Here is a 12,537-nt window from a genome sequence, read left to right as displayed (position 1 = left end):
CCGGCGCCGGATCGTCGGCCGGAGCCGGCTGTTCGGAAGGCAAGGGCAGGGAAGGGGCCGCCGTCTGGGCGATCTGGCTGGCCTGCGTATCGGGCTGGGCGGGAAGATCGGCCTGGTTTCCGGCCATCACCGGCGCCGCGCCGCCTTCCGCCGTCGCATTGGNGCCGGCCCCGATCAGCGCGCCGAAGCCCGCCGCCGCCGCGCTGGCGCCGGCCGATCCCCCTTGCGGGCGGGTGGATGCGGCAACGGCCGGGGCAATCATCGATATGGTCATTCGGCCCTTCCTGTCGGTGCGTTTCGCACCTCACATTCCATTATAGGATGGAAAGGCGCGGTCGGGTCGCGCCCTGCGCCAATCCGGCTCATCCGATGGTGCCGATCGCGCGGATCCGGGCGCGGGCGTGGATCTCGTTCTGCGAAAGCACCACGGTCGCCGGGCGCACCCGTTCGATGATCGATCGCACGAAGGGGCGGATCGTCGGGCTGGTCAGCAGGCAGGGTATCTCGCCCTCCGAGGCCAGCCGGTCATAGGTTTCCCGCACGGAGGCGATGAAGCCCTGCAGGCTGGAAGGCGCCATGGCGAGGTGGCGCTCGTCCCCCTGGCCGACGATGCTCTCCGCGAACTCCTGGTCCCAGCGCGGGGCCAGCGTCACGATCGGGATGGTGCCCTCGCGGGTCTGCGCCGCCGATATCTGGCGGGCCAGCCGGCCGCGCGCATGCTCGGTGATCTGGGTGAGGTTCTGGGTGTAGGCGGTGGCTTCGGCGATGCCTTCCAGGATGGTCGGTATGTCACGGATCGAAACGCCTTCGGCCAACAGGTTCTGCAGCACGCGCTGCACGCCGGAGACGGAGATCTTGGCCGGCACGATATCCGAAACCAGCTTCTCCGATTCCTTGTGCACCTCGGTCAGCAGCTTCTGCGCCTCGGTGTAGGAAAGCAGGTCGGCGATGTTGTCCTTGACGATCTCGGTCAGGTGGGTGGTGATGATCGTGCCGCTGGAAACCACGGTCAGCCCGCGGAAGCCGGCCTCGTCGCGCAGCGACCGGTCGATCCACAGGGCCGGCAGGTTGAACACCGGCTCGCGCGTTTCCTCGCCCGGCACGCCCGCCGATCCGCCGGCGGGGTTGATGACGAGCAGCTTGTCCAGCCGCAGCTCGCCGCGCGCCGCCTCCGTTTCCTTGACGTAGACGACATATTCGTTGGGCTGCAGCGCCATATTGTCGAGGATGCGGACGGACGGCAGCACGAAGCCGTAATCGATCGCCATCTGCCGGCGGAGCGCGCGGACCTGATCGTCCAGCCGGGGCTCGGCCTGGCTGTCGTTGATGAGCGGGAGGAGGGCATAGCCCAGCTCGATCCGCACCGCGTCGATCGCCAGCGTGCGGGCGATCGGCTCCTCGGCCTGCGCGCTTTCCTGCTCGCGCGCCATCGCCTCGGCCATTGCGGTGCGGGCGGCCTCCGCCTCGTTCCGCCGCGTCATCTTCCAGGCGAACCAGCCGCACAGGGCGGCAAGGCCGGCAAAGGGGATGAAGGGCATGCCCGGCACCAGCCCCAGCACCGCCATCAGCGCGGCCACCATGCCGAACGCCTTGGGATAGCGGCCGAGCTGGTCGCCCAGCGCCGCGCCCGTCTTGCCGGCGACGCCACCCTTGGAAACGAGCAGGCCGGCGGCGGTGGAGACGATCAGCGCGGGGATCTGGCTCACTAGCCCGTCGCCTACCGTCAGGATCGTATAGGTGCGGAAGGCATCGCCGAACGGCACGCCGTGGATCACCACGCCCACGATCAGGCCGACGACGATGTTGATGCCGGTGATGAGGAGGGCGGCGACCGCATCGCCCTTCACGAATTTGGAGGCGCCGTCCATCGCGCCGTAGAAGCCGCTCTCCGCCTCGATCTCGGCCCGGCGCTCGCGCGCCTGCGCCTCGGTTATCATGCCGGCGGAAAGATCGGCGTCGATCGCCATCTGCTTGCCGGGCATCGCATCCAGGCTGAACCGCGCCGCCACCTCGGCGATGCGGCCCGCGCCCTTGGTGATGACGACGAAGTTGATGACGATCAGGATGATGAAGATGGTGAGGCCGATCACCGTCTCGCCGCCCATCAGGAATTCGCCGAACGCCGCGATCACGCCGCCGGCCGCCTGGTGGCCTTCATGGCCGTGGCCCAGGATCAGGCGGGTGGAGGCCAGGTTCAGGCCCAGCCGCAGCATGGTGACGATCAGCAGGATCGTCGGGAAGCTGGAAAGCTGGAGCGGCTTTTCGATGAACAGCGCCGTCATCATGATGAGGACGGAGGCGGTGATCGAAAGCGCCAGGCCGAAATCGAGCATCCATCCCGGCATCGGCAGGATCAGCATCGCGATGATCGCGATGATGCCGCCGGCAAGCGCGAGGTCGCGGCCGGGGCCGAGCCGGTTCAGGAACTGTTCGAGCTGGATGGGCATGCGGGGCTCCGAGGGCGGGCGGCCGGGATCAGGCCGCCGGCGAGACGGGAATGCCGTCCTCGATGAAGGTTCTCAGCTTGTTGCGCATCGTCCGCACCGAAATGCCGAGGATGGTGGCCGCCGATGTGCGGTTGCCGCGGCAATGGGCCAGGGTGCGCAGGATTAGGGCGCGCTCCACCTCGGCCACGGTGCGGCCGACGAGGGCGTCGATCATCCGCGCGGGCACCGGCGTCGCGGCGCCGGCCTCGCCGCGCAGGCGGGCGACGATGTCGCGCACGTCCACCGGCACGTCGATCATCACCATGTCGCCGCGGGTCCGGCCCAGCCGCTCGATCGCCTCGCCGGTGGCTTCGCACACGGCCAGGGCATCCGGGTTCGCGCGCGCCATCACGGCCGCGATCTCGGATGCGCTGGCCGGATCGCCGACCAGCAGCAGGTGGGCGCCATCGGGTGGCATCAACGATCCTGCCGGATGATTTCGGTAAGCGTCACGCCCAGCGCGCTGTCGATCAGCACCACCTCGCCACGGGCGATCAGGCGGTTGTTGACGAATATGTCCACGGGCTCGCCGACGCGGCGATCCAGCTCCACCACCGCGCCGGGCTTCAGCTTCAGAAGCTCGCCAATGTCCATGCGCGACCGGCCCAGCACCGCCTGCACCTTCACCGGCACGTCGAACACGGCCTGCAGGTCGTCGGCGGAGGGCGGCGCGGCGGATGCGGCCCGGTAATTCCATCCTTCCGCCTGGTCGTCGGCCGCCGTCTCGCCGGTTTCCGGGCCGAAATGGGTCGGCGCCAGCAGACGGGCTTCGGGGTCGTTGGTCATCTCGTCGTCCTTCATGCGTTCATCCATTGGCGGATCACCGAAGCGGATTCGGCCGGATTGGCGGCGATCGCGTCGCCGATGCGCCGCAGCGCGGATAGCTTGATGCGGCCGTCGACCTGGGCGAGCGCGATCTCCTGATCGAGCATCGGCACCTCCTCACCCTGGCGCAGCTCCTCCAGCAGGCGCATCGCCTCCTCGTCGCCGTCGGCGGCGCGGGTGGCGAGGTCCAGCATCTCGGGCTGCTGGCCGGTCAGCAGGACGGGCTCGGCATCGTTGGCGGCCGTGGGCATCAGCCTGGGGCGCAGCATGCGGATGCCGATCAGCACCACGCCCGCCAGCACCAGCACCTTCAGCAGGCTGAACAGATTGTCCGTGGTGATGCCGAAGGGCAGGGCGCCATCGGCCAGGCCGGGCTCCTCGGGCGCCACGAAGGCCATGCTTTCCACGACCACGCTGTCGCCGCGCTCGGCATCGAAGCCCACGGTATTCTCCACGAGGCGCGTCAGCCGCTGGATCTGCTGCTGCGAAAGGCCCTTCGGCCCGCCGTCGACCATCACGGCCACGGTCAGCCGGTTGATCTTGCCGGGACTGCGCACGCTCACCGTCTGGGTGCGGCTGTTCTGGAAGGTGATGTCTTCCGAGGATTCGTTGCGCGCGGACCGGCGGGTATCCTGGCCGTTGCCGTTGATCGGACCTTCATTCTCGGGAAGCTGGGTGGCAACCGTCACGCCTTCGGCGCCGGCCGCGCTCTCGTCATTCTGCTCGCCCGATTCCACCGTCACCTGATGCGCGATCACCTGCTTGTCGGGATCGAACATCTCGGCTTCCTCGCGCATCTGGTCGCGGTCGAGCTGGGCGGAAACCTCGGCGCGCACCTTGCCGGTGCCGACGATCGGCTCGACCATCGCCTCGATCTGCGAACGCAGCCGGGCCTCGACGGCGGCCTGCCGCTCCTCGATCTCGGAAGAACCGGCGCCGCCGCCTTCGCCCGCGCGGGCCAGCAGCGCGCCCGACTGATCGACGATCGAAACGCTTTCGGGGGCAAGTTCCGGAACGGAGGAGGAAACCAGGTAGCGGATCGACTGCACGGCCTCGCCGGTGAGCTTGCCGCTGGTCTTGACGGTGACGGCGGCGGTCGCCTTGCGCGGCTCGGCGGCAAACATCGCGCGCTCGGGCATCACGATATGGACGCGCGCCTTGCTCACCCGCTCCAGGCTCTCGATCGACCGGGCAAGCTCGCCCTCGATCGCGCGGGTCTCGTTCATCTTGGCGCGGGAGGAGGAGACGCCGAACGGTTCCTCGGCGTCAAGCACCTCATAGCCGATCTTGCCGCCCAGCCGCTCGCCGGCCATCGCCATGCGCAGCTCGGCCAGCTTGTCCACCGGCGCCAGGATCGACGTGCCGTCCGGCGAAAGCTGGAAGGTCACGCCCTGGGCCTTCAGCTTCTCGGTGATCGATTGGGCGGCCGAAGGTTCGAGATCGGTGTAGAGATAGCCCATTTCCGAAGAAGAGCCTCTCAGGGCGAGCGCGCCGATGCCCAGCAGCAGCGCCAGGGCAACGCCGCCCATGATGAGCAGGCGGCGGGTGCCCAACTGCGCGATCAAATTCCGCATTCCGTCCAAGGCTGGCCTCGTGTTTCGATCACAAAGGCCGCTGCCCTTGCACCTCCATTATAGGAGGATATCGACTAGGCAACTCTTGCCGGTGCAGATTCTCTTCGCGTCTTTTTCTTCAATTATCCTTGGTTTCGCCCAGCAGCGGGCCAAGCTCCGCCAATATGGCGGCGCGGCGGTGGGCGGCGTCGACGGCCAGGCCGCCTTCCTCCCAGAAAATCAGCGCGTCGCTCTCGGCCATCTCCTCGTCGGCGATCACCGTCAGCGATAGCTTGCGCCGTTCCTTGCTCACCCGCACCGCGATCAGCCGCTCCATATCCTCGGCTATGGCGGGGTGGACGCGGATGCCGATGCGGGTGCCGCGGCTCACTTGCTCCAGCACGCGGCCCAGCGCCTCGTCCGCCGCGCGGGCGGGTGCCTGTTCCACGGCATGGCCCGCCAGCACCTCGGCGGCGGTGAAGGCCAGCTTGGCGGCGTCCTTCATCACCGCCTCGGTCGCCTGGGCGATGCGGGCGTCGATGTCGTCCAGCGTCGCGTGCAGCGCGTCGCACGCCGCCAGCACCGCCGCGTCGCGTTCGGACCGCGCCTGGGCGAGCCCCGCCGCGAAGGCGTCGCTCCGCGCGCGGGCGAGGATCTCGATATGCTCGGCGCGCAACCGGGCGATATCCGCCTCCAGGCTCGCGATCCGCTGCTGGAAGATGGCTTCGTCCACCGATGCCGGCGGCGCCTCTTCCGGGGCGGACGGAAAGCGGAAGACGCGATCGAAGCCGAAGGGCTTTACGTGGATGGCTGCCTCCATCGTCGACCTTTCATCATGTCCTGCCGGCGATGCCGGATCAGTAGATCATCGCATCGTCGCTCTTGGGATCGACGAGCATGATCTCGCCCCGATCGCCGAGCGATTTCGCCAGCCGCACCAGGTTGGCCTGCGCCTCCTCGCATTCGCGGGCGCGCACGGGGCCCATGGCGGCCATGTCGTCGCGCATCAGCTTGGCGGCGCGCTCGGTCATGCCGGCATAGAACATCTGGCGCATCTCCTCCGGCGCGCCCTTGAGGGCCAGCGCCAGCTCGCGCTTGTTGCAGTTGCGCACGATCGTCTGGATCGCGGCGGGCAGCAGGTTGGCGAGGTCCTCGAAGGTGAACATCAGCGCGCGGATGCGCTCGGCCGATTCCGGCGCGCGCTCGTCCAGCGCGGAGAGCATCGCTTCCTCGGTCTGGCGGTCGAGCGCGTTGAACATCTCGGCCATCGTCTCGTGCGGGTCGCGGCGCTGGGCGCGGGAAAGATTGCTCATGAACTCGCTCTTGAGCGTCAGCTCGACCTGCTGGATCACGTCCTTCTGCACGGTATCCATGCGCAGCATCCGCATCACCACGTCGGTCGCCAGCTCCTCGGGCAGTTCCGAAAGCACGCGCGCGGCATGGTCCGATTTCAGCTTGTGCAGGATCACCGCCACCGTCTGCGGATATTCGTTCTTCAGATAGCCGGCGAGCACCGTCTCGCTGACGTTGGAAAGCTTGTCCCACATCGTCCGGCCGGATGGGCCGCGTATGTCCTCCATGATCTCCTTCACGCGCTCGGGCGGAAGAATGCCTTCCAGCAGCCGCTCGGTCGTCTCGAACGATCCGTGGAACGTCGCCATGCTGGAGACTTCGGAGGAGAATTGGACGAGGAGATGTTCGACCACGGCGGAAGGCACGCGGCCGAGCTGGGCGATGCTGGCGGAAAGCTCCTTGATCTCGTCGGTCGAAAGCTGTTCCCAGATCGGCGCGCCATGTTCCTGGCCGAGCGCGAGCATCACCACCGCCGCGCGCTGCGCGCCGGAATATTTCTTCAGCTCCGCCGGCTCGGCGACCGGCACCATAACGCTCATGCCATGCTCCCAAAAATTTGGCGCGTTCGCGGCCGTCCGGGCCTCGATCCCTCTATCTTATAGGAGGAAGCCCGGCACGGGCCCGATCGGCGGAGGAAATTTTGACGATAAATTTGTCCAGCGGGCTGGTCGGTCTCAGCCTCCTTTCGGGCACCAACGGCTTCCAGAGCGGTTCGGGCACGACCTTCGACAGCGCCGCCGTCATCAAGGCCAAGGCCGCCTTCACCACGCCGGTCGTCACCGCGCCGTGGGAGGTGAAGACCGATGCCAAGTCGCCGTCCGAACAGATCGCCGCGATCAAGGCGATGCGCACGATCATCGACAAGGGCGCGGGCACCGACCTGGGCGACCTGCCCGATATCCAGACCTCCTTCACCGCTTATAAGGCGCTGGTGAACCTCAAGGTGCTGGCCGACAGCGCGGCCAAGCTCACCACCTCGTCCAGCGAACGCAAGTCGCTGGAGGCGACGTTCGCCAAGGGGCTGGCCGATCTCAAGGCCTATCTCGGCCAGGCGCCCAGCGATCTCGTCAACCTTTCCTTCAGCCGGCCGACGAGCATGACCGAGAGCGTCGGCGTCAAATCGAGCGCCGACGCCTATCAGGTGATCGCCAAGGGCGTCGGCACCGCGCGCGACGCCGCGGTCCCCGGCCTCACCGGCAACGAGGTGCTGAAGATCGATCTGTCGCGCGGATCGATCCGCGACAGCGTGACGGTCGATCTCTCGCAGACCACGCAGCCGCCGACGCTCGATTCCGTCGCCGCCGCGATCAACGCCGCCATCGCCGCCGTGCCGATGCGCGATACGGCCGGCAACATCGTCCTCGACGAGAATGGCGACCCCAAGGCGCGCTGGCATTCCAGCTTCGCGGTCGAGAAACATGACGGCAAATGGGGCCTCACGCTCAAGGTCAGCGGGTCGGAACGCATCGCGATCGATCAGGTGGGCGGCGACGACCGGCTGATGGTCGTCACCGGCCAGACCGCGCTCGACGCGCCGGCCAGCGTCCAGGTGCTAACCTTCGACGATCCCGCCGGCAATCTCGACCGCTCGATTTCGGGATCGATCGCCGGCATCGATCGCGAAGGCACGGCGCAGGCCGCGCTTTCCGCCAATAATGCGAAGAAGACTGGGACGAGCGGGGCCGACGCGCCCAAGCCCGCGCAGGTGCTGGCCGATACGCGCGCGGGCGCGATCGTCACCGATGCGCAGGGCTACAGCTATGTCGTCGGCACCACCGAAGGCGATCTCGGCGCCAACCTCGCCGATGGCGACAAGGATCTGTTCCTCACCAAGCTCGACAGCGAAGGCAAGGTCGTCTGGCAGCGCACGCTGGGGCTGGCCGGGGAATCGAGCGGCGCCGCGATCAGCATCGCGCCCAATGGCGATCTGGTCGTGGCCGGCACGGTGCAGGGCAGCGACAGCGACATGCTGGTCGCCCGCTTCGGCGCTGACGGGGCGGAGATATTCTCCACCACCGTGGCCAAGGTCGGCAATGAAAGCGCCACCGCCGTCACGGTCGGCCCCGACGGGTCGATCTTCGTGGGCGGCAAGGCCTCCACCGGCGGCGGCGATGCCTATGTCGCGCGGCTGGATGCCAACGGCAAGGTGCAGGAACGGCTGACGATCGACAGCGGCGGCGCCGATACGGTGACGGCGCTGGCCGTCGACGGATCGGGCAAGCTCCTGATCCTGACCAAGGAGGATGGCGGCACCGCGAAGCTCCGCCAGGTCGATCCGCAGGCGCTTTCGACCGAGCTTGGGTCGATCACGCTCGGCACTGCCGATGCGCGCGCGATCGCGGTTTCGGATACGGGCGAGATCGCCGTGGTCGGCGCCACCATCGCGCCGATCGCGGGCGCGCAGGTGAACGGCATGGCGGGCGGCCGCGACGGCTTCGTCACCCGCATCGATGCCGCGCTCGGCAGCGCCAGCACCACCTATATCGCCTCGGCCGGCAGCGACCAGATCGATAGCGTCGCTTACATGAACGGCGCGCTCTATGTCGGCGGCCGTACCACCGGCGATCNCGGCGGCACGCGCACCGGCGCGGTCGACGGTTTCGTCAGCCGCATCGACGCCGCCACCGGCGCGATCGAGACGACCCGCCAGTTCGGCCGCGCCACGCAGCAGACCGAACCGGTGCTGGTCTCCGCCGCCACCGGCGGCGATACGGCGCTGGGCGCGCTCGGCCTCACGCGCGGCACGGTGAACCCCGCCGAAGCGACCACGCTCACTTCGCAGACGACGCTGCGCGCGGGCGACGAATTCAGCGTCAGCGTCGATGGCGGCCGGGTGAAGAAGGTGGTGATCGAGGCCGGCGAGACGATGAAGTCGCTCGCGGCCAAGATATCGAAGATCACCGGCAATGCCGCGAGCGTGATGGCGACGACGATCAACGGCGTCACCAAGCTGCGCGTCACCGCCAAGGCGGGCCGCTCCGTCGAGCTGGTGGCGGGGGCCGAAGGCCGCGACGCGCTCGTCACGCTCGGCATGGAATCGACCCGCCTTGCCGCCAACAAGCCGCCGAGCGACAAGGACCCGAAGGTGAAGCCCGGCGGCACCTTCGGCCTCAATCTCAGCGCGGCGCTCAACCTGCTCAACGCCAAGGACGCGGCCTATGCCGCCAAGCAGCTCGAATCCGCCATCTCGATGACGCAGACGGCCTATCGCTCGCTTTATTGGGATTCCACCAAGGCCGCTCAGGTCGATGGCACGCTCAACGGCCAGGGTTCGGCCTACCAGCAGCGCCAGCTCGCCAATTATCAGGCCGCGCTCACCCGCCTCACCGGCGGCGCCTGATCGCGGGGAACAAGGAAACAGCCATGGCCACCGCGCCCACGCTCCTCACCGGCATCCACCAGTCGATGAAGCATCTGGCCGAACGCCAGCGCGTCATCGCGGAAAATATCGCCAATAACGAAACCCCCCGTTTCAAGGCGCGCGAGGTGGAGGCGCCCGATTTTTCGGAACTGCTGGCGGCGCAGGGCACGCGCGGCGCTCCCCGCGTGGTCCGCCCCCGCATCAGCCTGACCAGCGGCATGGCGGCGCTTGGCGCCCGGCCGCCGCAGGCGGGCAGCAATGTCGTGCTGGATCGCGACACGACCGAGACCAAGCCCGACGGCAATAACGTCACGATCGAGGATCAACTGCTGAAGATGGGGCAGGTGCAGGCCGATTTCACGGCGATGACCAACCTCTACCGCAAGCAGATGTCGCTCCTGAAAAGCGCGATCGGCCGCAACTGAGGGGCGGCGGCGGCCCCACGGCCGGGGGCCGGCCGTTTCCCGCCGCGCATGGAAATCGCCCGCTCGCCGGTCGGCAAGCGGGCGTTCGCGCATGTCGAGGCCCCGGACATGCGCGATATGGCCTTCATGACGCCATTCCCGATCGGCTCATGCTGAAAATGCGTAATATTCGCTGCCGGATCGCCCGCCGCGGCGCGTGCCCTTCATATAATGAACCTAGGGTGCCGATCCTCCGCGATCGCCACCCGCGCCATGCCCGGTCGCCCATGCATTCCCGATGGACCGGCCGACCCAGATAAAGAGGTCACCGCTCGATCGTGGCCCGAACGCAGGTGAACGTTATGCACGCAATGTTCAGCCGGATGGCCATCGCCGGCAAATTGATGACGGTGGCCGGATTATCGATCGGGCTGCTGCTCGTCCTCGGTTTTTCCTTCATCATCTACCAGTCCAATTCGGTGGTCGAAACGCTGTCGCGCGATGCCACCACCGCGCAGGCGGATTCCGAAACCAACGCGCTCGAGGCCGAGCTTGGCCGCGTCGAGGCCACCGCCCGTTCGATGACGGCGACGGTCGCCACGCTCCGCCAGGCCGGCGCCCGCGATCGCGGGCTCGCCATGGCGACGCTCAAGCCCAATATCGATGCGTCGCCGCTGATCCTCGGAAGCTGGGTCGTCGCCGAACCCAATGGCTTCGATGGCCAGGATGCCGCCAATGTCGGCCGCCCCGGCTCGGAAACCGGCGAGTTCATGGCCTATTGGGTCAAGAACAGCGCGGGCAATGTCGTGCTCGAGCCGATGAACGGCCGCAGCGAATATGGCCGCGATTATTACAAGACGCCGCGTGACAGCGGCCTGCCCTCGCTGATCGAACCCTATGTCGAGGAAGTCGACGGCAAGCCCGTGACGATAACGTCGATTTCGATCCCCATAAAGGCGGACGGCCAGGTCGTCGGCGTGGCCGGCGTCGATCTCGCCCTCGATGACATTTCGGCGCGCCTCGGCAAGCTGAAGCCGTTCGGCACCGGCAAGGTCATGCTGCTTTCCAACCAGGCGATGTGGGTCGCGCATCCCGATGCGGCGCTGCGCATGAAGCCCTATGCCGATCCGGGGCTGGACAAGGTGAAGGCCGCGATCGCCAGCGGCGAGACGATCACGCTCGACGACATCGACATCGGCGGCGTCGCGGTGGAACGCACCATCCGGCCCGTCCGGTTCAAGGGCCTCAACACCACCTGGGCGGTCGTGCTCGACGTGCCCGAAGCCACGATCAACGCGCCGGCGAACAGCCTGGCATGGCAGCTCATCGTCGGCGGCATCCTGATCGTCGGCGCCGCGCTCGCCGGGCTCTTTTATGCCGCGCGTTCGATCATCGGTCGGCCGATGGCGGAACTCAGCACCGCGGTCGATCGCCTCGCCAAGGGCGAGAATCTCGCCGTGCCGCAGACGGACCGCCATGACGAGATCGGCACGATGGCCCGCGCGGCGGACGTGTTCCGCCAGGCGGCCGCCGATCGCGCCGCCGCCGATGCCCGCGCCGCCGAGGAGCAGAAGCTCATCACCAGCGCGATCGGGGATGGGCTCGCGGCCCTCACCGACGGCGATCTCACGGCCGAGATCCGGACCGACTTCCCCGGCGCCTATGCCGTGCTGAAGGCCAACTTCAACGAAGCCGTCACGGGTCTCCGCCGGATGATTGGCGCGGTGATGCAGAGCGCCGGCGCCATCCGTACCGGATCGCAGGAAATCGCCCAGGCATCCGAGGATCTCGCCCGCCGCACCGAGGCGAACGCGGCGAGCCTGGAGGAGACCTCTGCCGCGCNCGCCCAGATCGACGATCGCCTGAAGGCGACCGCCAAGGCCGCGACGCGCACCGTGCAGCGGGCCGATCAGGCGATCTCCACCGTCAGCGGCGGCCGCAACGTGGCGGACGAGGCGGTGCAGGCGATGGACCGGGTGCGCGAAAGCGCCAAGGGCATCGACGAGGTGATCGAGGGCGTCGACAAGATCGCCTTCCAGACCCGGGTTCTCGCCATGAACGCGGCGGTGGAAGCCGGCCGCGCCGGCGAGGCGGGCCGCGGCTTCGCGGTGGTCGCGGATCTCGTCAGCGCGCTTGCCATGCGCGCCGAGGAGGAAGCCAAAAAGGCGCGCGATCAGCTCACCCTCACCCAGACGGACATCGGCACCGCCGTCGAGGCCGTCCAGCGCGTGGACAATGCGCTGGCGAGCATCGCCGAGGGCGTGGGCGAGGTGCATGGCCTGCTCGACGGCATGGCCAGCGACAACCAGGCCCAGTCGTCGGCCATCTCGCAGATCAGCGTCGCGGTCTCGACGATGGATCAGTCGACCCAGCAGAATGCCGCGATGGTGGAGGAGACCTCGGCCGCCGCGCGCAACCTGAATTCGGAGGTGAATGCGCTTTCCGAACAGGCATCCCAGTTCAGGATCGGGTCGGAAGATCGCGGCGGCGGCCATGGCGCCGGCCGGCTCGCCGCCTGAAGTGGCTCCGGCCCGTCGTTCGGGCCGATATCCGCC

Annotated in this window: 8 protein-coding genes; 2 read left to right on the top strand and 6 right to left on the bottom strand. The window is 68.0% G+C overall.

The features are described 5' to 3' along the window. Positions 1-362 precede the first annotated feature (362 nt). From flhA to fliG, 6 genes are all read right to left on the bottom strand, one after another. The gene (gene flhA, locus BHE75_RS17390) at positions 363-2,447 is read right to left on the bottom strand and encodes a flagellar biosynthesis protein FlhA (RefSeq protein WP_015458118.1); all 2,085 of its coding nucleotides are present in this window, start codon (positions 2,445-2,447) and stop codon (positions 363-365) included. Between the two features lie 28 nt (positions 2,448-2,475). Continuing rightward, positions 2,476-2,904 carry a helix-turn-helix domain-containing protein gene (locus tag BHE75_RS25245; protein WP_015458117.1) on the bottom strand — a complete coding sequence of 143 codons (429 nt, stop codon included), beginning with the start codon at positions 2,902-2,904 and terminating at the stop codon, positions 2,476-2,478. Beyond that, a complete protein-coding gene (fliN, locus tag BHE75_RS17380) occupies positions 2,904-3,287 on the bottom strand; it encodes a flagellar motor switch protein FliN (RefSeq protein WP_015458116.1) in 384 nt (127 codons plus the stop codon). Before fliN ends, BHE75_RS25245 begins: the two co-directional genes overlap by 1 nt. Further along, the gene (gene fliF / locus BHE75_RS17375) at positions 3,284-4,885 is read right to left on the bottom strand and encodes a flagellar basal-body MS-ring/collar protein FliF (protein ID WP_187294038.1); all 1,602 of its coding nucleotides are present in this window, start codon (positions 4,883-4,885) and stop codon (positions 3,284-3,286) included. Before fliF ends, fliN begins: the two co-directional genes overlap by 4 nt. 118 nt (positions 4,886-5,003) lie before the next feature. After that, positions 5,004-5,684, bottom strand: a complete 681-nt coding sequence (locus tag BHE75_RS17370; RefSeq protein ID WP_015458114.1) for a FliH/SctL family protein — start codon at positions 5,682-5,684, stop codon at positions 5,004-5,006. A 37-nt stretch (positions 5,685-5,721) separates the two neighbouring features. After that, positions 5,722-6,756 (bottom strand): flagellar motor switch protein FliG, encoded by a 1,035-nt coding sequence (gene fliG / locus BHE75_RS17365; RefSeq protein ID WP_015458113.1) that lies wholly within the window; start codon positions 6,754-6,756, stop codon positions 5,722-5,724. A gap of 2,824 nt (positions 6,757-9,580) precedes the next feature. On the opposite strand from fliG, the gene BHE75_RS17355 reads away from it, so the two are divergent. Then, positions 9,581-10,003: a flagellar biosynthesis protein FlgB gene (locus tag BHE75_RS17355; protein WP_015458111.1), complete on the top strand. Its 423-nt coding sequence runs from the start codon at positions 9,581-9,583 to the stop codon at positions 10,001-10,003. A gap of 341 nt (positions 10,004-10,344) precedes the next feature. Next, positions 10,345-12,501, top strand: a complete 2,157-nt coding sequence (locus tag BHE75_RS17350) for a methyl-accepting chemotaxis protein (protein ID WP_070934597.1) — start codon at positions 10,345-10,347, stop codon at positions 12,499-12,501. Positions 12,502-12,537: the final 36 nt, after the last annotated feature.

Origin of the sequence: Edaphosphingomonas haloaromaticamans (assembly GCF_001853345.1) — a bacterium.
GTDB lineage: Bacteria > Pseudomonadota > Alphaproteobacteria > Sphingomonadales > Sphingomonadaceae > Sphingomonas_E > Sphingomonas_E fennica.
The sequence above is the reverse complement of the archived record's forward strand: the minus strand, read 5'-3'. Positions and strand labels throughout refer to the sequence as shown.

Coding starts and splice junctions, on each gene's coding strand:
- flhA (WP_015458118.1), bottom strand. CDS start 2,447: ATGCCCATCCAGCTCGAACAGTTCCTGAACCGGCTCGGCCCCGGCCGC.
- BHE75_RS25245 (WP_015458117.1), bottom strand. CDS start 2,904: ATGCCACCCGATGGCGCCCACCTGCTGCTGGTCGGCGATCCGGCCAGC.
- fliN (WP_015458116.1), bottom strand. CDS start 3,287: ATGAAGGACGACGAGATGACCAACGACCCCGAAGCCCGTCTGCTGGCG.
- fliF (WP_187294038.1), bottom strand. CDS start 4,885: ATGCGGAATTTGATCGCGCAGTTGGGCACCCGCCGCCTGCTCATCATG.
- BHE75_RS17370 (WP_015458114.1), bottom strand. CDS start 5,684: ATGGAGGCAGCCATCCACGTAAAGCCCTTCGGCTTCGATCGCGTCTTC.
- fliG (WP_015458113.1), bottom strand. CDS start 6,756: ATGAGCGTTATGGTGCCGGTCGCCGAGCCGGCGGAGCTGAAGAAATAT.
- BHE75_RS17355 (WP_015458111.1), top strand. CDS start 9,581: ATGGCCACCGCGCCCACGCTCCTCACCGGCATCCACCAGTCGATGAAG.